Here is a 25,744-nt window from a genome sequence, read left to right on the forward strand (position 1 = left end):
CCCTGTGGCAGGGTCGGAGCTGGACACCGCTCCACATCGGGTACGCGCACCGCCGCCCCTGCCCTTTCCACAGGGAACTCGCGAGCGATGACTTCCTCGAACTCGAACATCCGGTTCGGCCGTCTGGCCGCGTCGGCCTTCACGCGCGACATCCAGGCCGCCTGCGCCTTCTATTGCGACATCCTGGGCTTTACGAAGACCTTCGAAAACGGCGATCCGGTCGGCTTCATGATCCTGGAGAAGGACGGGGCGGAACTGCATTTGAGCCTGGTCCGGGACCACAAGCCCTCGACCACCAATGTCGCCCACCTGATGGTCGACGATGTCGACGCCCTGCATGAGGTCCTGATTGCGGCCGGCGCGCGGATCATCAAGTCGCTAGCCGACAAGGACTACGGCCTGAGGGCCTTCGTCTTCGCCGACCCGGATGGCAACCGCATCGACGTCGGCCAGCCGCACGAACCCGCAGAGGCCACGCGCTTCGAGAACCGTGACCTGTCGGGCGCCGCCTTCGCGAACTGCCGCCTGGCTGGCGCGACATTCACGGATGTCGACCTGTCGACTGCCAGCCTCAGCAACGTCAATCTCAGCGGCGTTACGATAGATGACGCCAGGATCGACGGACTGACGATCTTCGGCATGGACATTCAAGCGCTGATCCGCGCCGAACTGGCCCGCCGGCGCGAAGACTAGGCCAGCGACGCGCGCTCCCATTCCAGGAACTCCGGCGTCGCCAGCAGGCGCTCGGCATAGGCTGCCGCCGGTCCGTTATCGCCATACTCCGAAAGCTTGATGCCATAGGTGCGGAAGCGCGTCGCCACCGGGGTGTAGAAGGCATCGGCGATCGACCATTCGCCCAGCAGGAACGGCCCGCCGGACCGCGACAGCAACTGGTTCCAGCGCTCGACGATCGTGCGGACGTTCTTCTGGGTGGCCTCGGAGATGTCGACCGCGCGCGGTTCCTCTTCCAGCGCCATCGCGCACTCGCCGCGCAGAGCCTGGAAGCCGCCATGCATCTCGGCCGCCGCCGAGCGTCCCAGGGCGCGCACGACCGGGTCGGCCGGCCAAAGCTTGGCCTCGGGATAGGTCTCGGCCAGGTACTCGCAGATGGCCAGCGAGTCCCAGATGGTCAGGTCGCCGGCCTTCAGCACCGGCACCTGCCGGCTCGGCGAGTGCTCGGCGATGGCCGCGTCGCTGGCCGCACCCTGGCGCAGTTGGACCTCGATCTCCCGGAACGGCGCGCCGGTGCGCTTCAGCGCCAGCCACGGCCGCAACGACCAGCTGGACCACCGCTTGGTGCCGATCACGAGTTCCATGGCGCGCGCTCCCTGATGCGATTGCCGCCCGGCTTACCCTGCGTCTAAGGTGGCCTCAACGATTAGAACAACTGTTCGAGGGAGAGCGCTCATGGCGGACGTACCGTCGCCGGTCATCAATCCCGTTTCGACGGGCTATCGCCGTTACGCCCTATGGGTGCTGCTGATCATCTACACCCTGAACTTCCTGGATCGGCAGGTGGTCAACATCCTGGCCGAGCCAATCAAGCGCGACCTTGGCCTGGCCGACTGGCAGCTGGGCATGATGACGGGCCTGGCCTTCGCCATCTTCTACACCGTCCTCGGCATCCCGATCGCCCGCCTCGCCGAGACCAGGAACCGGCCCTTCATCATCGGCGCCTCGGTGGCCGCGTGGAGCGCGTTCACCGTGCTGTGCGGCTTCACCCAGAACTTCTGGCAGCTGATCCTGGCGCGGATCGGCGTGGGCGTCGGCGAGGCCGGCTGCACGCCGCCCGCCCACTCGCTGATCACCGACTACGTGCCGCGCGAGAAGCGGGCCAGCGCCATCGCCTTCTATTCGATCGGCACGCCGCTGGGCACCCTGGCCGGCATGGCCATGGGCGGACTGGTCGCCGACGCCTATGGCTGGCGGGCGGCCTTCATGGTGGCGGGCGCGCCGGGCGTGATCTTCGCCCTGATCGCGGCCTTCACCCTGGTCGAGCCGCGCAAGAAACTGGCCGCCGAGATGGCCGCCCGCGCCAGCTCGCAGATCAGCTTCGCCGCCGCCCTTGCGGTGCTGGCGACCAAGAAGACCTTCTGGCTAGTAGCACTGGCCGCCTCGATCAAGGCCTTCATCGGCTATGGCCACGCGCCGTTCACCGCCTCGTTCTTCTTCCGCAACCACGGGCCGGAAATCGCCCAGTTGGCCTCGACCTTCGGCCTCAAGTCGGCGGGCTTCCTGGGCCTGGCCCTGGGGCTGATCGGCGGCACGGCTGGCGTCATCGGCGCCTGGCTGGGCGGGGTCTTCGCCGATCGCCTGGGGGCCCGCGACCTGCGGGCCTATGTCATGGTGCCGGCCATCGCTTCGCTGGTGACCATTCCCATCTTCATCACCGCCGTTAGCCTGGACGCGCCGATGCACGCGATCGGCTTTCTATCCATCAACGCCCTGCTGGCCACCCTGTGGTACGGCCCCGTCTACGCCACGGCCCAGAGCATCGTCGAACCCCACATGCGGGCCACCGCCTCCGCGGTGCTGCTGCTGATCATCAACCTGATCGGCCTGGGCCTGGGGCCGGTAGCCGTCGGCCTCCTGAGCGACGTGCTGGCCGGCCACATGGGCCTGGGCGAGGCGCAGGGGGTGCGATGGGCTTTGATCGTCTCGTCGACGCTGGGCCTTGTCGCCTTCGGTCTGTTCTGGGCCGCCCGCAAGAGCATCCGCGAGGAGATGGTCGCCTGAGATGCTCCCCCGCGACGCGGGGGAGCTGTCGCGGAGCGACTGAGGGGGCGAGCTGGAAATTGGCCGAGCTGGCCCCCTCCGGCCCTTTGGGCCACCTCCCCCGCGACGCGGGGGAGGATCTCCATTTCCCCTCTGGCGCTTTGGCTTCCGCTCGGTCACAGTCCCTTCAAAGAATTAGAACAAATGTTTGAAGGGAGAGAGTCAGGATGGCCGACGCGCGTGCGTCCGGCGGCGAACGGCCGCTTTATTCGAATGGCTACAAGGCGACGGTGCTGGGGCTGCTGCTGGCCACCTACACCTTCAACTTCATCGACCGGACGATCATCGCCACCATCGGTCAGGCCATTAAGGTCGACCTGAAGCTGACCGACACCCAGCTGGGCTTGCTGGGCGGTCTCTACTTCGCCCTGCTCTACACCCTGCTCGGCATTCCGATCGCCCGTCTGGCCGAGCGCTGGAACCGCGTGACCATCATCTCTCTGTCGCTGGTCGTCTGGTCCGGCTTCACCGCCCTCTGCGGAGCGGCGACGAGCTTCGCCCAACTAGCCCTGTTCCGCTTCGGCGTCGGCGTCGGCGAGGCCGGCTGTTCCCCGCCCAGTCACTCGCTGATCAGCGACTATTACGAGCCCAAGAAGCGCGCCTCGGCGCTGTCGATCTACTCGTTCGGCATCCCGCTGGGCACGATGTTCGGCGCCGTGGCCGGCGGCTGGCTGGCCCAGGAGTTCAGCTGGCGCGTGGCCTTCGTCATCGTCGGCCTGCCGGGCGTGATCCTGGCCCTGATCGTCAAGCTGGTGATCAAGGAGCCGCCACGGGGCCATTCCGAGATCGTCGAGCGACCGATCGAGCCTGAGAACCTTGTGGTCGAACCGGCTCCGAAGCCGGCTTTCTCTCTGGCCACCGAGTTCTCCGAACTGTGGGCGGTCTTCAAGGTCCTGTTCTTCAAGTGGCCCGTCCTGAACATGGTGCTGGGCGTGACCATCGCCTCGTTCGGCTCGTACGGTTCGGGCGCCTTCGTGCCATCGTACTTCGTGCGCGCCTTCGGCCTGGGCCTGGCGCAGGTGGGCCTGATCACCGGCCTGATCGGCGGCTTCTCGGCCGGCATCGGCACCCTGGTCGGCGGCTTCCTGAGCGATTGGGCCGGCAAGCGGAGCTTCAAGTGGTACGCCTGGGTCCCCGCCATCGGCCTGATCATCTGCACGCCGATCTACATCCTCGCCTATCTGCAGACCGACTGGCAGGCGACGGCGATGATCCTGCTGGTCCCCGGCATCTTTCACTACGTGTACCTGGCCCCGACCTTCGCCGTGGTCCAGAACTCGGTGGAGCCGCGCCGCCGAGCTACCGCCACGGCCCTGCTGTTCTTCTTCCTGAACCTGATCGCCCTGGGCGGCGGGCCGGTCTTCACCGGCTGGCTGATCGACCACCTGGCCCAGTACCACTTCAACACGCCCGACGCCGCCGGCGTGATCCACAGCGTGCTGGCCTCGTTCGGAGTCGAGGGCGGCCAGAGCTTCGCGGCGACCTGCCCCGGCGGCATCGCCCCCAAGGGCTCGGCGTCCGAACTGGCGGCCCAGTGCCGAACGACCCTGGCCCTCTCCAGCCAGCAGGGCATCATCGTCTCGCTGTGCTTCTACGCCTGGGCCGGCGTGCACTACGCCCTGGCGGCGATCGGCATGGTCAAGCACATGAAGTCGCGCGAAGCGGCGTAAGTAATAAGCCTCTTCCCTTGACTCCGGGGGCGGTCGGGCCGAAACGGCCGCCCCATGATCAGCCGCTACGCCCGCCCCGAAGCCGCCGCCATCTGGTCCAGCCAGACCAAGTACAAGATCTGGTTCGAGATCGAGGCCCACGCCGCCGACGCCATGGCCGAGATCGGGGTCATCCCGAAGCTCGCCGCCGAGACGATCTGGGAAAAAGGCCGCGACGCGGTCTGGGACAGCGACCGCATCGACGAGATCGAGCGCGTCACCAAGCACGACGTCATCGCCTTCCTCACGCATGTGGCCGAGATCGTCGGCCCCGAGGCCCGCTTCCTGCACCAGGGCATGACCAGCTCGGACGTGCTGGACACCTGCTTTGCCGTGCAGCTGTCTCGCGCCACCGACCTCTTGCTGGAAGACGTCGACCTGATCCTGGCCGCGCTGAAGCGCCGGGCGTTCGAGCACAAGATGACCGTCTGCGTCGGCCGCAGCCACGGCATCCACGCCGAACCGATCACCTTCGGCTTGAAGCTGGCCGGCTACTACGCCGAATTCCAGCGCGCCAAGGAGCGCCTGGCGATGGCCAAGTTCGAGATCGCCACCTGCGCGATCTCCGGCGCCGTCGGCACCTTCGCCAATGTCGATCCGCGGGTCGAACAGCACGTCGCCGACAAGATGGGCCTGGCCGTCGAGCCGGTTTCGACCCAGGTGATCCCCCGCGACCGCCACGCCGCCTATTTCGCCGCCCTTGGCGTCGTGGCCTCGTCGGTCGAGCGCCTCGCCACCGAGATCCGCCACCTGCAGCGCACCGAGGTGCTGGAAGCCGAAGAGCCGTTCGATCCGGGCCAGAAGGGCTCGTCGGCCATGCCGCACAAGCGCAACCCGATCCTGACCGAGAACCTGACCGGCCTGGCCCGTCTGGTCCGCTCGGCCGTCGTCCCGGCGATGGAGAACGTCGCCCTCTGGCACGAGCGCGACATCAGCCACTCGTCGGTCGAGCGCGGCATCGGCCCGGACGCCACCATCCACCTCGACTTCGCCTTGCGCCGCCTGGCCGGCGTCATCGAGCGCTTCAACATCTATCCCGACAACATGGCCAAGAACCTGGACAAGCTGGGCGGGCTGGTCTTCTCGCAGCGCGTCATGCTGGCCCTGACGCAAGAGGGCGTGTCGCGCGAGGACGCTTATGCGGCCGTGCAGGGCAACTCGATGAAGGTGTGGCGCGGCGAAGGCCGGTTCATCGACTTCCTGAAAGCCGATCCGGTGGTCTCCAAGGCGCTATCGGACAGCGTGCTCGAGGAGCTGTTCGACTACGGCTATCATACCAAGAACGTCGACGTGATCTTCAAGCGCGTCTTCGGCGAGCAAGGCTGACCATGAGCGAACCGCCGGTTCTTCGCCTCAATCCGGCGCTGGATCCGGCGGTCTTCGCGCAGGCCTATGCGCGCGACGGCCTCGTGCGCATTCCCGAGGTGTTCGAGCCGGCGGTCGTCGATCGCCTGGCCGGCATCCTCGAACAGACTATCGACTGGGACATCATCTGCTCCAACCAACGCGGCGGGGCCGAGGTCATTACCCGCGCCCGCCGGGCCGAGCTGGGCGATCAGGTCGTGGCGGGCAAGCTGCACGCGGCCACGGTGCAGGCCCGCAACGGCTTCGCCTATGTCTATCTCGGCTATCCGATGATCGACGCCTATGTCGAAGGCCGCGATCCGGGACATCCGATCCACGCCTTGACGGTGTTCCTGAACAGCCCAGAGTTTATTGCCTTCGGCGCCGCCGTCACCGGCGAGGCGGGGATCACCAAGATCGACGGCCAGGCGACCTGCTATCGCCCTGGCGACTTTCTCACGCAGCACGACGACACCGGCGTCGGCGAGCGCCTGGCCGCCTACACCCTGGGCCTGACCCGCGAGTGGCGGCCCGACTGGGGCGGCCAGCTGCTGTTCCACGACGACAACGGCGACGTGGCGCGCGGCTTCGCGCCGGCCTTCAATGTCCTGACCCTGTTCAAGGTGCCCCAGCAGCATTCCGTGGCCCCGGTGGCGCCCTATGCCGGCGCGCTGCGCCTGACCGTCACCGGCTGGCTGCGCAACGATCCGCCCAATGGCGCAGGCGCCCCCCTTGGCGGCTAAGCGCGGCTTCCCGCCCGTCGTCGACGCAAACACCCGCGTTCTCGTGCTGGGCAGCCTGCCCGGCGAGGCCTCGCTGGCGGTCAGCCAGTACTATGGCAATCCCAGGAACGCCTTCTGGCGGCTGATGGAGGGTGTGATCGACACGCCCCTCGTTCCGCTGGCCTACGACGCGCGCCTGACGACCCTGCTGGTCCACGGCGTCGGCCTGTGGGACGTCATCGCCGAAGCTCAGCGCGCCGGCAGCCTCGACGCCGCCATCCGAGATCCGGCCGCCAACGACCTGCTGACGTTGATCGACAGCCTGCCCGCGCTTCGTTGCGTCGCCTTCAACGGCGGCATGGCTGCGAAGCTGGGCGCGCGGCTGGTCGGCGACCGCGTCTCGACAATCGCCCTGCCCTCCTCCAGCCCCGCCCACGCTGCGCGGAGCTTCGAACAGAAGGCGGAGGCGTGGAGCGGGCTCAGGCCCTTCGTCAGCGCCCCGGCGGTTTCCAATTGATCACGTGATAGACCGCGTTGGTCGTCCCGATGTTCTTCAGCGCGTGCGGGCTGTTGCTGGCATTGAAAATGACTCCGCCCGGCCCGACCGTCTTCCACGCGCCGCCTGACAGCGTCTCGACCTGGCCCTCGCGGATGATGACCAGTTCCTCGTTCGGATGGGTGTGCGGCGGGTGCGAGCTGAGGCCGGGCTTCAGGGTCGTGACGTGCATCTCCAGCTCGTCCAGGGTCGCGGTCGGCCCCTTGGCGATCTGGGCGTAAGCCCCGACGTCGGTGTCGTGGGCCTTGAGGTCCTCCCAGCGCCAAACCGAAGGGCCGATCAGGGCGGGCTTGGGGGCCTGAGCGACGGCGACGCCGGCCAGGGTGAGAACCACCGCACCGGCGGCGACGGCGAGGTCGCGCTTCGTCATCATCATCCGGCTCCTAGAAGGTGTACGGCTTGCGCTGCGGGCGGCTGAGCAGAGCGTTGGCGGCGTCGTCGCCGATGAAGCGCTCGGCCTTCGGATCCCACTTCAGATGGCGGCCGGTCTTCATGGCCGCATGGTGCAGCAGGCAGGTCGAACAGGCGCGGTGACCGACCTCGGCCGGGGCCGACGGCGGCTTTCTGGAGCGGATGGAGTCCAGCCAGTCACCGTGCTGCTCGGCCGACTTGCGCAGGTGGATCTCGTTGGGCCCGATCACGCCGGTCAGGATCGCGGGATTGCTGGCCGAAAGGCCCGGGCTCGGCTTCTGGCCGAAGTTCGGATCGCTGGCCGTGACGGCCGCATCGCGGGCGACGAAGATCCAGCCCTCCGTACCGATGAACTTCACGCCGTTGGGAAAGTCGCCGGAGATGTCCATGGTCACGCCGTTGGCGTAGCGGGCGTGGGTCAGGAACTTGCCGTGTACGTTCCACAGGCCGCTGGTCGGGAACTCGGCCGAGCCCCAGATTTCGACCGGACCGGAGTGCTCCATGTCCATGCCCCAGTGGGCGGTGTCGACATGGTGCGCGCCCCAGCCGGTGATCATGCCCGCGCCGAACTGCTCGCAGCGCAGCCAGCCGGGACGATCGAACGAGCCCTGCGGATGGACCCGCATCTCGGTGTAGTAGGCCTCCGGCGTCGAGCCGAGCCAGGCGTCGTAGTTCAGGTTGGCCGGGATCGGCTGCTGCGGCGCCTCGGGTCCGGAAGGATCGCCCGGCAGGCCGACCTCGACGTGTTTCAGCTGGCCGATGCGGCCGTTACGGACCAGTTCGCAGGCGCGGCGGAACTGTGGCCAGGGACTGTCCGACCGCTGCTGCGAGCCGATCTGCAGGATGCGGCCCGAGGCGGCCACGGCGTCGGCCATGGTCCGACCCTCGGCGATGGTCAGCGACGCCGGCTTCTGCAGATAGACGTCCTTGCCGGCCTTGACCGCGTGCACGGCCAGGATGGCGTGCTGGTGGTCGGGCGTGGCGACGATGACCGCGTCCAGGTCCTTGGCGGCCAGCAGTTCGTGATAGTCGCCATAGGCGCGAGCGCTGTCCCAGGGTCGGCCGTACTTCTTGCTGTAGGTCTCGTCGACGAGCTGCTTGCCCAGCGCCAGGCGCTTGGAGTCGACGTCGCAGACCGCCAGGATCTGGGCGTGGTCGTACTTGAAGGTCTCGGCCATATCGTGGACGCGGGCGATGCGCCCGACCCCGATGACGCCGATATTGATCCGGTTCGACGGCGCGTTTTGGCCGAAGACCGTGGCTGGCACGATCGTTGGAAAGGCAATGCCGGCGGCGATGACGGAACGGCGGGTGAGATGGCTCATGGCGCTATCCCTCAACCCAGCTTCGGCCGGGTGGCGTTCTTCTGGGCCGTCAGCACCAGCTCGGCGGCCAGCAGGGCTTGCGCCTGGTCCTGGGCGACGGCGGTGCGCTCGACGATGTCGGCGACGAACTGCGGGCCGAACGGTAGCTGAACCTGGCTGCAGTCGATGTAGCGGGCCTGCTTTTTGTCGACGATCAGCAGGTGGTTGGCGCCCGGCCGGCCCGTCGGATCGATATACTTCCGCAGCTCGATATAGCCCTCGGTCCCGAGGATGAAGAGCCGGCCGTCGCCCCAGACGCCCAGGCCGTCCGGCGTGAACCAGTCGACCCGCACATAGCCCGTACCGCCATCGCCGACGGCGGTCAGGTCGCCGAAGTCCTCGAACTTGGGATGGTCGGTGTTGTTGAAATTGCCGGTCTGGCTGGCGACGGCCTTGGCGGTCTTGCTGCCGGTATAGAACAGGAACTGGTCGGCCTGGTGCGAGCCGATGTCGGTCAGGATGCCGCCATAGCGGGCCTTGTCCCAGAACCAGTCCGGACGTCCCGTCCCGATCCGGTGCGGGGCCAGGTTGACGGTCTGCACGACCTTGCCGATCGCTCCGGCCTGGACCAGCTCGCCGGCCTTGATCGCCGAGGGGACCTCCAGCCGTTCGGAGTACATGATCGCGTACTTGCGGCCCGTCTTCTTCACCGCCGCGCGGACCTGAGCCAGCTGTTCCAGGGTGATGATGCCGGGCTTGTCGGCCAGATAGTCCTTGCCGGCCGCCATCACCTTCAGGCCCAGCGGCGTGCGTTGGTCCGGGATCGGGGCGGCGGCGACCAGTTGGATCGACTTGTCGTTCAGGATCTCATCGATGCTACGGGCCACCGGCACGTCGCCATGCTGCTTCCGGAAGTCGGCCAGCTGCTTTTCATCATTTCCATGGGCGTAGACGTAGGCGCACTCGCCCCCGCCCCGCTTCACGGCCGCCGTCATGCTCATGATGTGGTAGTGGTCGAGGCCGATCACCGCGAACTTGATCTTGTGTTTCGCCGTCAGGGTCGGCCCCGGCGCGGCGACCTCATGCGCGACGGTCTGGCCCAGGGCGTCGCCGGCGAACGCCGCGCCGCCCAATCCCGCCGCCAACAGAAACGCCCGGCGGCTCGCAAGATCGTCCATGGTGTCTTCCTCTCCGCTCGCCAGCTTGCCTGACCTCTTGTTGGCAGAGATCAGGCCACCAAAATGAGGCTGAGGAAATACCTTCTTGGTCGTAGGCGGGCGTTGGCCGCCCAAAAGGCGAAGGGCCGCGACATTACGGGAAATTCATCTGCACGTCGGCCGCGCTTAGGGCAGCATCCGCCGCCTAGAGGGGAATCCTACACATGCGCATCTTCCTGCTGGCCGCCGTTTCCGCGGTCGCTCTTTCCGGCGCGGCGTTCGCCGCCGACAAGCCGATGTACGGGACCTGGGGCGTCGACCTGACGTCGCGCGACCTGACGGTCAAACCGGGCGACGACTTCAACAAGTTCGCCAATGGGGCGTGGGAGAAGCGCACCACCATCCCGGCCGACCAGGCCTCGGCTGGCGTCGGCTACGACGTCTACAACCGCTCCCAGGATCAGCTACGCACCCTGATCGAGACGGCCGACGCTTCGACCCCGATCGGCGCGCTGTACAAGAGCTTCATCGACGAGGCCAAGGTCGAGCAGGTCGACGACGCGGCTCTGAAGGTCGACCTGGCCGCCATCCAGGCGATCACGTCCAAGGCCGATCTGGCCAAGGCCATGGGACGCGCCCACGGCGGCTTCGGCCCCGACCTGTTCTCGCTGGACATCGCCGCCGACGCCAAGAAGCCCGAGCTCAACACGCTCTATATCGGCCAGTCGGGCCTGGGCCTGCCGGACCGCGACTACTACCTGACCGACGGCTTCAAGCCGCAACTCGAAGCCTACAGGGCCTTCGCCGAGCGGGCGCTGAAGATGGCGGGCTATCCGGATCCCGCCAAGGCCGCCGCCGACGTGGTCGCCTTCGAGACCGCCGTGGCCAAGGTCAGCTGGGCGGTCGCCGACCGCCGCGACATCGACAAGGTCTACAACCCCATCTCCCTGACCGAGCTGCAGGCCTATGCGCCCGAAGTGCCGTGGGCGGATTATCTGGCCGCCGCCGGCATCACCGGCCGCGACCAAGTGGTCCTGGGTGAAAAGACCGCCGTTCGCGACATCGCCAAGCTGTTCGCCGCCACGCCGCTAGAAACCCTGAAGGCCTGGCAGACCGTCCAAGGCGTCCAGGAGATGTCGCCCTATCTGTCCAAGCGCTTCGTCGACAGCCGCTTCGAGTATGTGAAGGTGCTGAGCGGCCAGACCCAGCTGCGCCCCCGCTGGAAGCGTGGCGTGGCGCTGGTCGACGGCAGCCTCGGCGAAGTGGTCGGCCAGACCTATGTCGCCAAGTACTTCCCGCCTTCGTCCAAGGCCCAGATGGTCGACCTGATCGCTAATCTGAAGGTCGCCATGGCCGAGCGGATCCAGAAGTCTCCCTGGATGGCTCCGGCCACCAAGCAGGCGGCGCTGACCAAGCTGTCGAAGATGACGGTGATGGTCGGCTATCCGGACAAGTGGCGCGACTATTCGGCCCTGAAGCTGGACGCCGGCGACCTCTACGGCAATGTCCGCCGCAGCGGGGCCTTCGAGTGGGCCTATGCCCTGAGCGACCTGGGCAAGCCCGTCGACCACGCCAAGTGGGGCATGACCCCGCAGACGGTGAACGCCTACAACGGCGGCCTGGAAAACAAGATCGTGTTCCCAGCGGGCATCCTGCAGGCGCCCTATTTCGATCCGGCCGCCGACCCGGCCGTGAACTATGGCGCGATCGGCGCGGTGATCGGCCACGAGATCAGCCACGGCTTTGACGACCAGGGCCGCAAGATCGACGAGACCGGCAAGCTGCGCGACTGGTGGACGGCCGAGGACGCCAAGCGCTTCGACAGCCAGGCCGCGGTCCTGGGCGCGCAATATGACGCCTACGAGCCGGTGCCCGGCATGCGCATCAACGGCCAGCTGACCATGGGCGAGAACATCGCCGACCTGGCCGGCCTGCAGGTGGCCTACGACGCCTATCACGCCTCGTTGAAGGGCAAGCCCGCCCCGGTCGTGGGCGGCATGACCGGCGACCAGCGCTTCTTCCTGGCCTTCGCCCAGGCCTGGCAGGACAAGTCGCGGCCCGACTCGCTGAAGCAGCAGATGGCGTCCGACCCGCATTCGCCGTCGAACTTCCGGGTGATCGGCCCGACGCGCAATGTCGACGCCTGGTACGCGGCCTTCGGCGTCAAGCCGGGCGACAAGTTCTACCTTCCGCCGGAGAAGCGCTCGCGCATCTGGTAGGGACAAAAGAAAAGGGCCGCTCGAAAGAGCGGCCCTTGTTCGTTGGACGAGGAGAAAGGCTTACTCGCCGGTCTTGATCTGCTCGCGGGCCTGGGCCAGCAGTTCGTCCATCTTCCGGCGAACCTCGCCTTCGGAGGTCGCGACGCCCGAGCCCTTCAGGTCCTCGAAGACCTTGCGCAGCACGTCCTCATCGCCCGGCTGCTCGAAGTCGGACTTGACCACCGCTCGCGCGTAATCTTCCACCGTCGCCAGGCCCATCAGGCCGGCCGCCCATTCACCGAGCAGGCGGTTGCGGCGCGCGGTCGCCTTGAATTCAAGCTCTTGGTCGTGAGCGAACTTGTTTTCGAAAGCCTGTTCGCGGTCGTCGAAGGTGGTCATGAAGGCCCCAAAGTCGTCGAGAGCCCGTCGCGGCCAGATAAATCCTCTGGTGGCGACAGGCTCCAATCCTAAACGTTTAGAGCATGATGGTCGCCGAAACCGGCGTCCACTTTCGGCAGTCATGCTCTTCAGCCGGCTGCATATCCCGTGGCGCTCTCCGCCGCAATCGGCGGATAAGCCGCAGGCGATGTTTCCCGTCGCGGCGTAGCCCAAAACACCGACCGAAAGCTGTCCTTCGTTTGCGCGGCCGCGTTGATTCAGATAGGTTCCACAAGACATTTTCCAGTGAGCGGCCTTGAGTCGAACGCCGCGCGCAGCTATCCGCCGCGCGCGCTTTTCGTTTCTCCGGAAGATTCCGGACTTGAGGAGCGGCGCGCGCTTACAGAAGGGCCTCGACGAGAGCCATGACGACCCGTCGCAAGAAGATCTACGAAGGCAAGGCCAAGATCCTCTACGAAGGCCCCGAGCCCGGCACCCTGATCCAATATTTCAAGGACGACGCGACGGCCTTCAACGCCCAGAAGAAGGCCATCCTGGAAGGCAAGGGCGTCATCAACAATCGGATCAGCGAGTACATCATGACTCGCCTGAACTCGATCGGCGTCCAGAACCACTTCATCCGCCGCCTGAACCTGCGCGAGCAGCTGATCAAGGAAGTCGAGATCATCCCGCTCGAGGTCGTGGTGCGCAACATCGCCGCGGGCTCGATCGCCACGCGCCTGGGCTTGACCGAGGGTCAGCCCCTGCCCCGCTCGATCATCGAATTTTACTACAAGGACGACAAGCTGGGCGACCCGATGGTCTCCGAGGAGCACATCACCGCGTTCAACTGGGCCGCGACCCAGGAGATCGACGACATGATGGCCACCGCCCTGCGGGTCAACGACTACCTGTCGGGCCTGTTCAGCGCGGTCGGCATCACGCTGGTGGACTTTAAGATCGAGTTCGGCCGCATCTACGAGGGCGACTTCTCGCGGATCATCCTGGCCGACGAAATCAGCCCCGACAGCTGCCGCCTGTGGGACAGCCTGACGAACGAGAAGCTGGACAAGGACCGCTTCCGCCGCGACCTGGGCAATGTCATCGAGAGCTATACCGAGGTGGCTCGCCGCCTGGGGATCATGAAGGAAATGCCGACCGTCATCCAAGGCGGCGTGCACTAGTTGGGATCTCCTCCCCCGCGCGCGGGGGAGGAGGCGCGCGGCGCAGCCGCGTGACGGAGGGGGCGCACCCGGCCCTCATCCCCGTGAGGAGAGAAGAGTGAAAGCCACCGTCCACGTGTTCCTGAAGCCCGGCGTGCTCGACGTCCAGGGCAAGGCCGTCGAGAACGCCCTGCATGGCCTGGGCTGGCCGTCGGTGAAGGAGGCCCGCGTCGGCCGCGTCATCGAGTTCGACCTCGAAGCCACGGACGCCGAAGCCGCCAAGGCCGAGGTCAAGACCATGTGCGAGAAGCTGCTGGCCAACACGGTCATCGAAAGCTACCGCATCGATATCGCCTAAGCCGATCTAGGCGCTGAAGCTGGCCTTCAGCGCCGCCAGGCTGGTCTCCCGGATGGGCTCAAGGTCCATGCCGGGATCGACCAGGCGCTGGGTCGAGAGGCCCAGCAATAGCGCCCCCACCATCAGCGCGACCGCGTCAGCGTTCAGCCCGGCGCGGATCACGCCCTCGCTCTGCCCGCGCAGGACCAGCGCCTCCAGCCGGACCTCGACCTCCTTGTGCGCCGCCGCGAACGGCGCGCGCAGGTCCGAGACGTCGGACACGGCGCCGGCCATCAGCGTGAAGTAGGCCCGCATCTCGCCGTCGCTGGCCAGATTGCCCAGGAAGACGTCGACAAAGCCCAGCACGGCGTCCAGGCCGCTCAGATCGTCCAGGTGACGGGCGTCCAGCAGCGCCTCAACCCGCGCCTGCAACCGCGCGATCAGCGCCTCGATCAGCCCCTGCTTTGAACCGAACCGCTGGGTGACCAGCCCCCGGCTGTAGCCCGCGCGCTGGCCGATGCTCTCGAAGGTGGCCGCCGCCACGCCCCGCTCGGCGATCAGCTCCGCCGCCGCCCGCAAGAGCTCACTCTCGGATTGCTGGCGGCGATCGAGCTGGGTGCGGCGCGCGGCGGGCGCCTTAAGGGTCGCGGTCATCTTGCGGAACATAGTTATTTGTTGAACAACAAGCAAATAACAAGGACGGCCGCCAGGCCGCCGGGAGGAAGGAGGAGCCCCCATGACGATCTCGACCGACATCGCCAACACCATCGTCGATCCGAAGGCCTATGCCGACGGCGACCGCGTCGACCAGGCCTTCGCCCAGCTGCGCCGGGACGCGCCGCTGGAGGTGGCCCAGCCCGACGGCTTCGATCCGTTCTGGGTGGTCACCCGCCACGCCGACATCCTGGAGGTCGAGCGCCAGAACGAGCTGTTCCACAATGGCGACCGCGCCACGGTGGTGACCACGATCGAGGCCGACAAGAAGGTTCGCGAGATGATGGGCGGCTCACCTCACCTCGTCCGGTCCCTGGTCCAGATGGATAACCCGGACCACTTCGCCTACCGCAAGATCACCCAAGGCTCGCTGCTGCCCCAGAACCTGCGGACTCTGGAGGCGAGGATCCGCGAGATCGCCCGGGGCTTTGTCGACCGCATGGCCGAGCACGGTGATCGCTGCGACTTCGCCCGCGACGTGGCGTTCCTCTACCCTCTGCACGTGATCATGGAGGTCCTGGGCGTCCCTGAGAGCGACGAGCCCCGGATGCTGAAGCTGACCCAGGAACTTTTCGGCAGCGCCGACCCCGACCTGAACCGCGGCGGCAAGATCGCCACGGACGTCAATGAGGGCATAGACAGCCTGCAATCGGTGATCATGGACTTCATGATGTATTTCAACGCCATGACCGAGGACCGCCGCGCCAAGCCGCGCGAGGACCTTGCCAGCATCATCGCCAACGGCAAGATCAATGGCCAGCCGATGGGACACCTGGAGGCGATGAGCTACTACATCATCGCCGCCACGGCCGGCCATGACACCACCTCCTCGACCACCGCCGGCGCGCTGTGGGCCCTGGCCGAGAACCCCGACCAGTTCGCCAAGGTGAAGGCAGACCCGTCGCTGATCGCTGGCCTGATCGAGGAGTCGATCCGCTGGGTCACACCGGTGAAGCACTTCATGCGCACCGCCACCGCCGACGCCGAACTGGCGGGCCGCAAGATCACCAAGGGCGACTGGATGATGCTGTCCTATCCGTCGGGCAACCGCGACGAGACAGTGTTCGAGGATCCGTTCGCGTTCCGTGTCGACCGCACGCCCAACAAGCACGTGGCCTTCGGCTATGGCGCGCACATCTGCCTGGGCCAGCACCTGGCGCGGATGGAGATGCGAGTGCTGTGGGAGGAGCTATTCGCGCGCCTCGACAGCGTCGAGTTGGATGGAGCGCCAAGCCGCATGGTCGCCAATTTCGTCTGCGGACCGAAGTCCGTGCCGATCCGCTTCAAGATGCATTGAGGCGACGATGAGCGCGGAACCCTTCAAGGTCTGGCAGTGCCGCACCTGCGGCTACATCTACGACGAGGAACAGGGCGATCCGAGCGAGGGTCTGGCGCCCGGAACCCGCTGGGGCGACATCCCGGCCGGCTGGATCTGCCCGATGTGCGGCACGCCGAAGTCTGACTTCGACATGATCGAACTGTAGGAAATCGGACCGCGCCCCTTCCGTTTCGCGCTTGGCCGCACGATGTTCGGCCGAGTGCGAAGGGGAGACCGTCGATGAGCGCGAAGTTCCATCTGGCGGAGGTCAACGTCGGACGCCTGAGGGCGCCGATCGACCATCCGACGATCAAGGACTTCGCCGACAATCTCGACCGCATCAACGCCCTGGCCGAAGCCTCGCCCCGCTTCGTCTGGCGACTGAAGGGCGACGGCAACAACGCCACGGATCTCGCGATCGATGGCGATCCGCTGTTCATCCCGAACCTTTCGGTCTGGGAGGACATCCCGTCCCTCGGCGCCTTTGTCTATCGCAGCGGCCACATCGAGATCATGCGCCGCCGCAAGGAATGGTTCGAGCCCATGGACACCTACATGGCCCTCTGGTGGATCCCAGTGGGTCATGAACCGACCGTGGAGGAAGCGCTGGAAAAACTGGCCCTGATCGCCGCCCATGGCCCGACGCCGGCGGCCTTCACCTTCAAGTCTCCGTTTCCGGCGCCGACAGGCGAGCCTGAGGAGCCTGAGCTTGATGAGTGCGCATAATTGTCCGTCACTCGTGACTGACATTCGCTCCGAACGGTGCTACAGGCCCGCGCCATGAAAGCCGCCGTCGTCGTATTCCCTGGTTCGAACTGTGACCGCGACTGCAAGGTCGCCATCGAGCGCTCCGCCGGCGCCCGTGTCGAGATGGTCTGGCACCAGGAGACGGCTTTGCCGGACGACCTGGACCTGATCGTCCTGCCCGGCGGCTTCTCGTACGGCGACTACCTGCGCTGCGGCGCCATGGCGGCCCAGAGCCCGGTCATGAAGGAAGTCGTCGCGGCCGCCGACAAGGGCGTCGCCGTCGTCGGCATCTGCAACGGCTTCCAGGTCCTGACCGAGGTCGGCCTGCTGCCCGGCGCCCTGCTGCGCAACGCCGGCCTGAAGTACGTTTGCAAGGCCATCGACCTCGACATCGTCAACGGCCAGACCCGCTTCACCGCCGGCTATGGCGAGCAGCGCGACGCGGTCATGACCGTCGGCAACGGCGAAGGCAATTACTACGCCGACGAAGAGACCCTCGACCGCATCGAGGGAGAGGGCCAAGTGGTGTTCCGCTACAAGCAGAACCCCAACGGCTCGGCCCGCAGCATCGCCGGCATCGTCAACAAGGGCGGCAACGTCCTGGGCCTGATGCCCCACCCCGATCGCTCGTTCGACCCGGACCTGGGCTCCGACGACGGCGCCGTGCTGTTCCGCAGCATCTTCCAGAGCGCCTGAGCCCGCCTTCCGCCCGCGGATCAAAAAGTGGGCTGCGGAGCGCTGTTACAGTGTAGCAGCTCGAAAATCCCCGGCCTAAGGTGCCCGCCTCGTTAGGAGGGCGCCCCATGAATCTCGTCTCCACCCTGCGCGCGGGCCTGCTGGCCGCCGTGGCCGCTTCGACGTTCGTCGTCGCCGCTCACGCTCAGACACCGCCGCTAGCGCCGGACATCGCCGGCAAGTACGTCGCCGCCAAGATCAACTACGACTACGAAAAGCGCGTCGTGATGATCCCGATGCGCGACGGAACCAAGCTCTACACCGTCGTCGTGATCCCCAAGGGCGGCAAGAACCTGCCGATCCTGCTGACGCGGACGCCCTACAACGCCGCCAAGCGCGCCGCGCGCAACGACAGCTCCAAGATGGTCGCGGCCCTGGCGCAGGGCGACGAGGTGTTCGTGGCCGACGGCGGCTATATCCGCGTCTTCCAGGACATCCGCGGCAAGTACGGCTCGGAGGGCGAATATGTGATGACGCGCCCGCTGAAGGGCCCGCTGAACTCGTCCGAGGTCGACCACTCCACCGACGCCTACGACACCATCGACTGGCTGGTGAAGAACGTGCCGGAGACCAACGGCAATGTCGGCATGCTGGGCAGCTCGTACGAGGGCTTCACCGTCGTCATGGCCCTGGTCAATCCGCACCCTGCCCTGAAGGCCGCCGCGCCGATGAGCCCGATGGTCGATGGCTGGATGGGCGACGACTGGTTCCACCACGGGGCCTTCCGCCAGCCAAACTTCGACTACATCACCGGCCAGACCACCGTGCGCGGCGCCGGCGAGGGCGTGCAACGCCAGGGCTATGACGACTATGCCAACTTCCTGAACGAGGGCTCGGCCGGCGACTACGCCAAGAACCACGGCCTGGACGCCCTGCCCTTCTGGAAGAAGGTCAGCGAGCACCCGGCCTATGACAGCTTCTGGAGCGAGCAGGCCCTCGACAAGACCATGGAGAAGACGCCGCTGAAGGTGCCGACCATGTGGATCCAGGGCCTTTGGGACCAGGAGGACATGTGGGGCGCTGTGCACTCGTACCCGGCGCTGGAGTCCAAGGACACGAACAACGACATGAACTACCTGGTGCTGGGCCCATGGCGGCACAGCCAGGTGAACTACGACGCCTTCAACCTCGGCCCGTTCAAGTGGGACGGCGACACGGCCCTGCAGTTCCGCCGCGACGTGCTGAAGCCCTTCTTCGACCAGCACCTGAAGGGCGCCGCCAAGGCCGACACCCCGCCGGTGCTGATCTACGACCCTGGCCAGAACAAGTGGAACCGCTACGCGTCGTGGCCGCAAGGCAAGACGAAAAACCTCTACCTGGAAGCCAAGGGCGGCCTGGGCTTCGACGCCCCGGCGGCGGCCAAGGGCGCGGGCGCCTATGACGAGTACGTCTCCGATCCCGCCAAGCCCGTGCCGTACATCCCGCGCCCGATGCAGTTCGGCGACCGCAGCCGCTGGACCCAGTGGCTGGTCACCGATCAGCGCGGCGTCGACGGCCGGCCGGACGTCCTGACCTACACCTCCGAGCCCCTGAAGGAGCCCCTGAAGATCGCCGGCGTGCCCAAGGTCAACCTGATCGCCTCGACAAGCGGGACCGACAGCGACTGGGTCGTCAAGCTGATCGACGTCTATCCGGACGAGGTTCCCAGCCAGCCCGAACTGGGCGGCTACCAGTTGGCCGTGGGCATGGACATCTTCCGTGGCCGCTATCGCGAGAGCTTCAGCGATCCCAAGGCGATCAAGCCGAACACCCCGCTGAAGTACCAGTTCATCCTGCCGACCGCGAACTACACCTTCCAGCCGGGTCACCGGATCATGGTGCAGGTCCAGTCCAGCTGGTTCCCGCTCTACGACCGCAACCCGCAGACCTTCGTGCCGAACATCTTCTTCGCCAAGCCGGCCGACTACGTGAAAGCCACGCAGAGGGTGTTCCACAGCGGCGCCGACGCCAGCTTCATCGAACTGCCGGTGGTGGAGGCCAAATAACAACGAGAAAGGCCGGCGGGGTCACCGCCGGCCTTCCTTCTACGGAGAGGGTGTCGATCAGGTCAGCGGTCGCCGCGCCTGACGTTTTCGTCCTGCTGATTGGCCTCGCCGCCGGGGTTGCGGCCCTGCTCGTCCTGCTTGGGTCCGTCCTGCCTGGGCCCATCCTGCCTGGGTTGGCCTTGCTGCTGTTGCTGGCCGGGCGTTGGGCGTTGCTGGTCGTTCTGCTGCTGCTGCGGATCGCGGTTGTTGTCAGCCATGGGCCTTACTCCTGTTACACAGCGCGCTCGTGACGCACGGAGATAGAACGAGCCCGGACTCGCGACGTTCCTACGGTCGAGCCGCCTTAATTCAGGCTAAGCTTTGGGAATTCAAAGCGCTTTACTAGAAAGCCGCGCCACGCCGACGCGATTGGCCGGAGCCGAAACGTTCATTCCGCCGATCGCCGCCCTTACAGCAAAGCTTTCGCCTCAAGCGTGAGATTCAAGGTTAATCCGCACTTAACGGGGGAGAGAACTGGCATCTCCGTTTCGCAGCGCGCAACGTCCGCCCGAACACTGAATGGGGAGGCGTCGGCGGAGCCCTCCGAAGACGCGCAGAGTCAAAACACCATGGCCGACCACGAAGTTCGGTTCCCAGAGACCTATGTCAGCGGCGTGCCCGTCTGGGCCAAGCGCCGCAAGCGTTCCAGCGTACATCCCCTGCTGAACTTGATCCTGATCCTGCTGGCCCTGTTCGGCGCCGTGGTCATCGGCGTGTCGCTGCGCATGGGCTCGGTCGAAAAGGGCGGCGTGGTGATCGATCACTGGCTCGGGGAGGGCGGCGCCTACATGGAGCGGCTCATCAAGTCGATGTAGCTCGACGTTCGGCCGGTAAGAAACGCGACAGGCTGTGGCGGAATCTGAACGACCGGGGTAGAAGGCGCGCCCATGAGCACGCCCCAAAAGCCCATGGCCGAATTGGCCGCCGAGTTCGGCCTGAAACCCGCCGAATATGACGTTGTCCTCAAGCGCCTGGGGCGAGAGCCCAACCTGGTGGAACTGGGCGTCTTCTCGGTGATGTGGTCCGAGCACTGCTCATACAAGTCCTCCAAGAACCAGCTGAAGAAGTTCCCGATCGACGGTCCGCGCGTCATCTGCGGTCCGGGCGAGAACGCCGGGGTCATCGACATCGGCGACGGCGACGCGATCATCTTCAAGATGGAGAGCCACAACCACCCGTCCTACATCGAGCCCTATCAAGGCGCGGCGACGGGCGTGGGCGGCATCATGCGCGACGTCTTCACGATGGGCGCGCGGCCGATCGCCCTTCTGAACGCTCTGCGCTTTGGCGATCCGGAGCACCCCAAGACCAAGCGCCTCGTGGACGGCGTGGTCGCCGGCATCGCCGGCTACGGCAACTGCGTGGGCGTTCCCACGGTCGCCGGCGAGACCAACTTCCACAAAGGCTACAACGGCAACATCCTGGTCAACGCCATGTGCGTGGGCCTGGCAAAGGCCGACAGCATCTTCTACTCGGCCGCCCCGGGCCCGGGCCTGGCGGTCGTCTATTTCGGCTCCAAGACCGGCCGCGACGGCATCCACGGCGCGACCATGTCCTCGACCGAGTTCACCGAGGACTCCGAGGAGAAGCGCCCGACCGTGCAGGTCGGCGACCCCTTCGCCGAGAAGCTGCTGATCGAAGCCACGCTGGAGCTGATGGCCACCGGCGCAGTCGCCGCCATCCAGGACATGGGCGCGGCGGGCCTGACCTCCTCGTCGGTCGAGATGGCCGGCAAGGGCGGCGTCGGCATCGAGCTGAACATGGACATGGTCCCGCAGCGCGAAGAGGGCATGTCGGCCTACGAGATGATGCTGTCGGAAAGCCAGGAGCGCATGCTGGCGGTCCTCAAGCCCGGCCGCGAGCAGGATGGCCATGCCATCTTCGAGAAGTGGGGCCTGGACGCCGCCGTCATCGGCTACACCACCGACACTGGCCGCCTGGTGCTCAAGCATCACGGCGAGACGGTCTGCGACGTACCGCTGGCCCCGCTGTTCGACGACGCGCCGCTTTACGACCGCCCCTGGGTCCAGCCCAAGCTCGACGCCCGCCTCGACCCGGCGACCATCCCCGCCCCGATCGACTGGAACGAGGCGGTCCTCAAGATCGTCGGCAGCCCCGACATGGCCTCCAAGCGCTGGCTGTGGGAGCAGTACGACCGCCACGTCATGGCCGACACCCTGGAAGACAGCGCCACCGGCTGCGACGCCGGCATCGTGCGCATCCATGGCTCTGGCAAGGCCATCGCCGTGACCAGCGACTGCACCCCGCGCTACGTCCAGGCCGACCCCTACGAGGGCGGCAAGCAGGCCGTCGCCGAAGCCTGGCGCAACCTGACGGCGGCCGGCGCCCTGCCGATCGCCATCACCGACAACCTCAACTTCGGCAGCCCGGAAAAGCCCGAGACCATGGGCCAGATCGTCCGCGCCACCGACGGCATGGCCGAGGCCTGCCGCGCGCTGGACTTCCCGGTCGTGTCGGGGAACGTGTCGCTCTACAACGAGACCAATGGCGTCGCCATTCCGCCCACCCCGACCGTCGGCGCCGTGGGCCTGCTGGAAGACTACGACCTGCGCACCGGTTTTGGCGCGGTGGCCGAGGGCGACACGCTGGTGCTGATCGGCGAGACGCACGGCGAACTGGGCGCCTCGATCTATCTGCGCGAGATCCTGGGCCGCGAGGACGGCGCCCCGCCGCCGGTCGATCTGGCCGTCGAGCGCAAGAACGGCGAGTTCGTGCGCGGCCTGATCTCGTCGGGCCTGCTGGCCGGCGTCCACGACCTGTCGGACGGCGGCCTGCTGATCGCCGCGGCCGACATCGCCCTGGCCAGCAAGGTCGGCGTCACCCTGAACGCCACCAGCTCGACCAACGCCCACCCCTACCTGCTGGGCGAGGACCAGGCTCGCTACCTGATCGCCACGCCGGATCCCGACGCGGTGCTGGAAGCGGCCAAGGAAGCCGGCGTCCACGCCCATGTCGCGGGCGTCGCGGGTGGGAACGACTTCGCGTCGACCGACCTTTTCAACGTCTCGCTCGACGCCCTGCGCACGGCTCACGAAGCCTGGTTGCCGGGCTACATGAACGCCCCTAAGGCCTAGCCCCGAAAGGCTCCAGTACAATGCGTATGCTCGCCCTGACCGCCGCCATCGCCGCCCTGATGCTGAGCGCCTGCGCGGCGCCGTCGTCTCAGCCAACTGCTCCGTCGGCCCAGACCTTGGCCGCTCAATGCGCGGCCAAGGGCGGCGCGATCCAGCCGGTGGGCAAGGCGCAGATCCCGACTTGCGTCGTGCCCTATGCCGACGCCGGCAAGGCCTGCACCGACAAGAGCCAGTGCGAGGGCGCGTGCATCCTCGAGGGCAACCTGGAACCCGCGAACAACGTCACCGGCCAGTGCCAGAAGACCAATCGCCAGTTCGGCTGCTACGCGAAGGTCATGAACGGCAAGAGCACCGGCGCGATCTGCGTCGACTGATCCGTTCGAAATCGCCGGCCCGGATCACCGGGCCGGCGTTATCGAGCTAGGGCATCAGGACCGTGTCGACGACGTGGATCACGCCGTTGGATTGCGGCACGTCAGCAATGGTGATCATCGACTTGCCACCCTTGGCGTCGGTGATCGCCCATCCCATGCCCGCCTTCGAGACGGTCAGCGTCTCACCTTGGACCGTCGTCAGCGTGGCCTTGCCGCCATGGGCCTTGGCGTTTGCGGCGATGTCGGCGGCCGTCAGGCGGCCGGCGACCACGTGGTAGGTCAGGATCTTGGTCAGGGTAGCCTTGCTCTCAGGCTTCACCAGCGTCTCGACCGTGCCGGCCGGCAGCTTGGCGAAAGCGGCGTTGGTGGGCGCGAACACCGTGAACGGACCCGCGCCCGACAGCGTGTCGACGAGGCCGGCCGCCTTGACGGCGGCGACCAGGGTGGTGTGGTCCTTGGAGTTGGCGGCGTTCTCGACGATCGTCTTCGAGGCGGACATCGCCGCTCCGCCGACCATCACGCTAGCCGGTTTCATGGCGGCGTGGTCCATTTGCGCCAGGGCGGCGCCGGCGTACGAAAGCGACAGGGCGCCAACGGTCGCGAGCATCAGGAACTTCTTCATGCGGTTGTCTCCGGAGAGTTCATCGGCCCGTTATTCGGACGCCCGCAGCTACGGATCCTCGCCGTTCAAGGATGCGCGAATTTTTAAACAATGTCGCCACGCGACGTATCTCGGCTCAGAGACCCTGGGCGCCTAGGGCTTCGTGTGTGTCCGCCCCGACCACCGCGCGACGGCTTCCAGCAACTTCGTCGGATTGATCGGCTTGCCCAGGTGGTCGTCCATGCCCGCCGCCAGGCAGGTGGCGATCTGTTCGGGCAGGACGTTGGCTGTCATGGCCACGATCGGGGTGGCCGCGCCGCGCGCGCCCTCCATGGCCCGGATCTCGCGCGTGGCGGTCAGGCCGTCCATGACCGGCATCTGAACGTCCATGAGCACCAGGTCGAATTGGCCCTGGCGCATGGCCTCGACCCCGGCGACGCCGTCATTGGCGGTCTCAACCTCGACGCCGAACGGCTCCAGCATGGCTTTGACCAATTCGCGGTTGACCGCGTTGTCCTCGACCAGCAGCAGGCGCACGCCCGCCTCGCCGTCCAGCGGCGGAGCGGCGTCCGCCTCGGGCGCGGCGAGTTCGGCCAGCGGCCCTCGGACTTCGAACCAGAAGGTCGAGCCCTGCCCTTCGACGCTGTCGACGCCGATCTGGCCGTCCATCCGCTCGACGATCCGGCGCGAGATGGCCAGACCCAGGCCCGTGCCGCCGAACCGCCGCGAGACGGCCGCGTCGGCTTGCGAGAAGCGATCGAAGATGTTGTCCAGATGCTCGGGCGCGATGCCGATGCCCGTGTCGGTCACCGCGCCGCGCAGGATCGCCGCGCCGTCCTCGACCTTCTGGCTCAGCGCAACCGTAATTTCGCCATGGGCCGTGAACTTCACGGCGTTGGACAGGAAGTTCAGCAGCACCTGCGACAGGCGCGGCCCGTCCAGGTTCATGGGCTTGAGACCTCTGCCCGTCTTGACCTTGATAACCAGACCCTTGGCGACGGCCCGCTCCTCGACCAGGGCCGCGCAGGACGAAGCCATGGCAGCCGGGTCGAACGGCGCGGGGTCCAGCTCGAGCCCGCCGGCCTCCAGCCGCGAGAAGTCCAGCACGTCGTTGACGACGCTGAGCAGCGTATTGCTGGCGTCGAGGATATGGCCGACCTGGCGGGCGGCGGTCTGGTTCAGGCCGCGCGAGCGGCGCAGCACCTCGGCGAAGCCGATGATGGCGGTCAGAGGCGTGCGCAGCTCGTGGGTCATGTTGGCCAGGAAGTCGGACTTGGCCGCCGACGCCGTCTCGGCCAGTTCCAGCGCCTTGGCGATGTCCAGTTCCAGCCGCTTGCGCTCGGTGATGTCGCGGGAGGTGACCAGCAGGATCCCGGATCCGTCGCCGAGCAGCGAGTAGGCGCTCTCCAGCCAGATCGACGACCCGTCCTTGCGCGTGCACTCATAGTCGGCCGTAGCGGGCGGACCGCCGGGCGTCAGGCCGCCGATCAGCTTCTGGACGCTGTCGAAAGCGGCCTTGCTGACCATGGCCTGGGGCGGCAGAGCCATGAACTCTTCCAGCGTGTAGCCCGTGATCCGCTGGATACTGGGCGAGCTATAGACCCGCTCGCCCGTCGGGGACCACAGGGCCACGTGGTCGGTCAGGTTGTCGCCCAGCAGGCGGTAGAGGCTTTCGGCCTTCTCGGCTTCAGCCCGGCGACGGTCCGCCTCCTCGATGGCCTTCTGCCGGGCGTCGAGACTGGCGGACAGGTCGTCGCGCAACCGTTCCAGCCTCAGGCGCTGACGGGTCATCCAGTAGGCCAGCGGCGTGGCGACAACCAATGAGACCAACAGGGTCGTGAACGGCGTATAGACCTCGGGCGCCTTCAGCAGCAGGATGTTGACGACGTAGTCCACCGCCATGGCGGCGCCCACGATGAGGGCGACCGTCGGCGCGGTTTTGAAAATCCGGTCTTTCCAGACGGCCGGGCTGATAACGCGCTCCTAGTGCTGGCTTGAATCACGTTGGATGCCGCCAGAATTAGGAAAGATCGCGCGTCTCCGCTAGCCGCGTCGACTATTCGAACGACGAAAGTTCGAATG

General features: G+C 66.7%; 25 protein-coding genes and 1 pseudogene. 17 read left to right on the plus strand and 9 right to left on the minus strand.

What is annotated here, in order from left to right; genetic code table 11:
• Nucleotides 1-87 precede the first annotated feature (87 nt).
• On the plus strand, nucleotides 88-693 hold the full coding sequence (locus CSW62_RS17965; protein ID WP_099580140.1) for a VOC family protein: 606 nt from the start codon (nucleotides 88-90) through the stop codon (nucleotides 691-693).
• On the opposite strand, the gene CSW62_RS17970 is transcribed toward CSW62_RS17965, so the two are convergent.
• On the minus strand, nucleotides 690-1,316 hold the full coding sequence (locus CSW62_RS17970) for a glutathione S-transferase family protein (RefSeq protein WP_099580142.1): 627 nt from the start codon (nucleotides 1,314-1,316) through the stop codon (nucleotides 690-692). The two genes, CSW62_RS17965 and CSW62_RS17970, sit on opposite strands and share 4 nt — an antisense overlap.
• 91 nt (nucleotides 1,317-1,407) lie before the next feature.
• On the opposite strand from CSW62_RS17970, the gene CSW62_RS17975 reads away from it, so the two are divergent.
• From CSW62_RS17975 to CSW62_RS18000, 5 genes are all read left to right on the plus strand, one after another.
• Complete coding sequence (locus CSW62_RS17975) at nucleotides 1,408-2,736, plus strand: MFS transporter (protein ID WP_099580144.1); 1,329 nt, start codon at nucleotides 1,408-1,410, stop codon at nucleotides 2,734-2,736.
• Between the two features lie 206 nt (nucleotides 2,737-2,942).
• Nucleotides 2,943-4,445 carry an MFS transporter gene (locus tag CSW62_RS17985; RefSeq protein ID WP_099580149.1) on the plus strand — a complete coding sequence of 501 codons (1,503 nt, stop codon included), beginning with the start codon at nucleotides 2,943-2,945 and terminating at the stop codon, nucleotides 4,443-4,445.
• A 54-nt stretch (nucleotides 4,446-4,499) separates the two neighbouring features.
• Nucleotides 4,500-5,810 (plus strand): adenylosuccinate lyase, encoded by a 1,311-nt coding sequence (purB, locus tag CSW62_RS17990; RefSeq protein WP_099580150.1) that lies wholly within the window; start codon nucleotides 4,500-4,502, stop codon nucleotides 5,808-5,810.
• Between the two features lie 2 nt (nucleotides 5,811-5,812).
• Nucleotides 5,813-6,571 carry a 2OG-Fe(II) oxygenase family protein gene (locus CSW62_RS17995; RefSeq protein ID WP_099580152.1) on the plus strand — a complete coding sequence of 253 codons (759 nt, stop codon included), beginning with the start codon at nucleotides 5,813-5,815 and terminating at the stop codon, nucleotides 6,569-6,571.
• A complete protein-coding gene (locus CSW62_RS18000; RefSeq protein ID WP_233206718.1) occupies nucleotides 6,561-7,067 on the plus strand; it encodes a DNA-deoxyinosine glycosylase in 507 nt (168 codons plus the stop codon). The genes CSW62_RS17995 and CSW62_RS18000 overlap by 11 nt, the downstream gene beginning before the upstream one ends.
• Here the strand turns inward: CSW62_RS18000 and CSW62_RS18005 are convergent.
• From CSW62_RS18005 to CSW62_RS18015, 3 genes are read right to left on the minus strand one after another with little or no spacing between them, the layout of a single operon-like run.
• Nucleotides 7,042-7,479: a cupin domain-containing protein gene (locus tag CSW62_RS18005; protein WP_099582344.1), complete on the minus strand. Its 438-nt coding sequence runs from the start codon at nucleotides 7,477-7,479 to the stop codon at nucleotides 7,042-7,044. The genes CSW62_RS18000 and CSW62_RS18005 overlap by 26 nt on opposite strands.
• A 10-nt stretch (nucleotides 7,480-7,489) precedes the next feature.
• Nucleotides 7,490-8,842 (minus strand): Gfo/Idh/MocA family protein, encoded by a 1,353-nt coding sequence (locus tag CSW62_RS18010; RefSeq protein ID WP_099580156.1) that lies wholly within the window; start codon nucleotides 8,840-8,842, stop codon nucleotides 7,490-7,492.
• Nucleotides 8,843-8,853: 11 nt separating this feature from the next.
• Nucleotides 8,854-9,999 carry a Gfo/Idh/MocA family protein gene (locus tag CSW62_RS18015; protein WP_099580158.1) on the minus strand — a complete coding sequence of 382 codons (1,146 nt, stop codon included), beginning with the start codon at nucleotides 9,997-9,999 and terminating at the stop codon, nucleotides 8,854-8,856.
• A gap of 203 nt (nucleotides 10,000-10,202) precedes the next feature.
• Here CSW62_RS18015 and CSW62_RS18020 point away from each other — a divergent pair, with 203 nt between their 5' ends.
• Nucleotides 10,203-12,197: a M13 family metallopeptidase gene (locus tag CSW62_RS18020; protein ID WP_099580160.1), complete on the plus strand. Its 1,995-nt coding sequence runs from the start codon at nucleotides 10,203-10,205 to the stop codon at nucleotides 12,195-12,197.
• A gap of 60 nt (nucleotides 12,198-12,257) precedes the next feature.
• On the opposite strand, the gene CSW62_RS18025 is transcribed toward CSW62_RS18020, so the two are convergent.
• Complete coding sequence (locus CSW62_RS18025) at nucleotides 12,258-12,575, minus strand: DUF1476 domain-containing protein (RefSeq protein WP_099580162.1); 318 nt, start codon at nucleotides 12,573-12,575, stop codon at nucleotides 12,258-12,260.
• 404 nt (nucleotides 12,576-12,979) lie between these two features.
• On the opposite strand from CSW62_RS18025, the gene purC reads away from it, so the two are divergent.
• Nucleotides 12,980-13,738 (plus strand): phosphoribosylaminoimidazolesuccinocarboxamide synthase, encoded by a 759-nt coding sequence (gene purC / locus CSW62_RS18030; protein WP_099580164.1) that lies wholly within the window; start codon nucleotides 12,980-12,982, stop codon nucleotides 13,736-13,738.
• A 97-nt stretch (nucleotides 13,739-13,835) separates the two neighbouring features.
• A complete protein-coding gene (gene purS / locus CSW62_RS18035; protein WP_099580166.1) occupies nucleotides 13,836-14,075 on the plus strand; it encodes a phosphoribosylformylglycinamidine synthase subunit PurS in 240 nt (79 codons plus the stop codon).
• Between the two features lie 6 nt (nucleotides 14,076-14,081).
• Here the strand turns inward: purS and CSW62_RS18040 are convergent, their stop codons facing one another.
• Nucleotides 14,082-14,708, minus strand: a complete 627-nt coding sequence (locus CSW62_RS18040; protein WP_099582345.1) for a TetR/AcrR family transcriptional regulator — start codon at nucleotides 14,706-14,708, stop codon at nucleotides 14,082-14,084.
• A gap of 82 nt (nucleotides 14,709-14,790) precedes the next feature.
• Here CSW62_RS18040 and CSW62_RS18045 point away from each other — a divergent pair, with 82 nt between their 5' ends.
• The 5 genes from CSW62_RS18045 to CSW62_RS18065 all read left to right on the plus strand — a co-directional run bounded on the left by CSW62_RS18045 (nucleotide 14,791) and on the right by CSW62_RS18065 (nucleotide 19,553).
• Nucleotides 14,791-16,065: a cytochrome P450 gene (locus CSW62_RS18045; RefSeq protein ID WP_099580168.1), complete on the plus strand. Its 1,275-nt coding sequence runs from the start codon at nucleotides 14,791-14,793 to the stop codon at nucleotides 16,063-16,065.
• Nucleotides 16,066-16,072: 7 nt separating this feature from the next.
• Nucleotides 16,073-16,252, plus strand: a complete 180-nt coding sequence (locus CSW62_RS18050; RefSeq protein WP_099580170.1) for a rubredoxin — start codon at nucleotides 16,073-16,075, stop codon at nucleotides 16,250-16,252.
• Nucleotides 16,253-16,326: 74 nt separating this feature from the next.
• Nucleotides 16,327-16,812, plus strand: coding sequence for a DUF3291 domain-containing protein (locus CSW62_RS18055; protein WP_099580172.1), 486 nt, complete (start codon nucleotides 16,327-16,329; stop codon nucleotides 16,810-16,812).
• 54 nt (nucleotides 16,813-16,866) lie between these two features.
• Complete coding sequence (gene purQ, locus CSW62_RS18060; protein WP_099580174.1) at nucleotides 16,867-17,529, plus strand: phosphoribosylformylglycinamidine synthase subunit PurQ; 663 nt, start codon at nucleotides 16,867-16,869, stop codon at nucleotides 17,527-17,529.
• A gap of 107 nt (nucleotides 17,530-17,636) precedes the next feature.
• A complete protein-coding gene (locus tag CSW62_RS18065; RefSeq protein ID WP_099580176.1) occupies nucleotides 17,637-19,553 on the plus strand; it encodes a CocE/NonD family hydrolase in 1,917 nt (638 codons plus the stop codon).
• Between the two features lie 62 nt (nucleotides 19,554-19,615).
• On the opposite strand, the gene CSW62_RS18070 is transcribed toward CSW62_RS18065, so the two are convergent.
• Nucleotides 19,616-19,810: a hypothetical protein gene (locus tag CSW62_RS18070; RefSeq protein WP_099580178.1), complete on the minus strand. Its 195-nt coding sequence runs from the start codon at nucleotides 19,808-19,810 to the stop codon at nucleotides 19,616-19,618.
• A gap of 351 nt (nucleotides 19,811-20,161) precedes the next feature.
• On the opposite strand from CSW62_RS18070, the pseudogene CSW62_RS18075 reads away from it, so the two are divergent.
• From CSW62_RS18075 to CSW62_RS18085, 3 genes and pseudogenes are all read left to right on the plus strand, one after another.
• Nucleotides 20,162-20,362, plus strand: a pseudogene (locus CSW62_RS18075) (hypothetical protein); the annotation flags it as partial.
• Between the two features lie 117 nt (nucleotides 20,363-20,479).
• Entirely contained in the window at nucleotides 20,480-22,687 is a 2,208-nt protein-coding gene (gene purL, locus CSW62_RS18080) for a phosphoribosylformylglycinamidine synthase subunit PurL (RefSeq protein WP_099580180.1), read from the plus strand.
• Between the two features lie 20 nt (nucleotides 22,688-22,707).
• Nucleotides 22,708-23,061, plus strand: coding sequence for a hypothetical protein (locus tag CSW62_RS18085; protein WP_099580182.1), 354 nt, complete (start codon nucleotides 22,708-22,710; stop codon nucleotides 23,059-23,061).
• A 46-nt stretch (nucleotides 23,062-23,107) separates the two neighbouring features.
• On the opposite strand, the gene CSW62_RS18090 is transcribed toward CSW62_RS18085, so the two are convergent.
• Together CSW62_RS18090 and CSW62_RS18095 are read right to left on the minus strand one after the other, a co-directional pair.
• Nucleotides 23,108-23,683 (minus strand): fasciclin domain-containing protein, encoded by a 576-nt coding sequence (locus CSW62_RS18090; protein ID WP_233206719.1) that lies wholly within the window; start codon nucleotides 23,681-23,683, stop codon nucleotides 23,108-23,110.
• Between the two features lie 132 nt (nucleotides 23,684-23,815).
• Nucleotides 23,816-25,636, minus strand: coding sequence for an ATP-binding protein (locus CSW62_RS18095; protein ID WP_199170730.1), 1,821 nt, complete (start codon nucleotides 25,634-25,636; stop codon nucleotides 23,816-23,818).
• Between the last annotated feature and the right edge of the window lie 108 nt (nucleotides 25,637-25,744).

It is taken from the genome of Caulobacter sp. FWC2 (assembly GCF_002742625.1).
Taxonomy (GTDB): Bacteria; Pseudomonadota; Alphaproteobacteria; order Caulobacterales; family Caulobacteraceae; genus Caulobacter.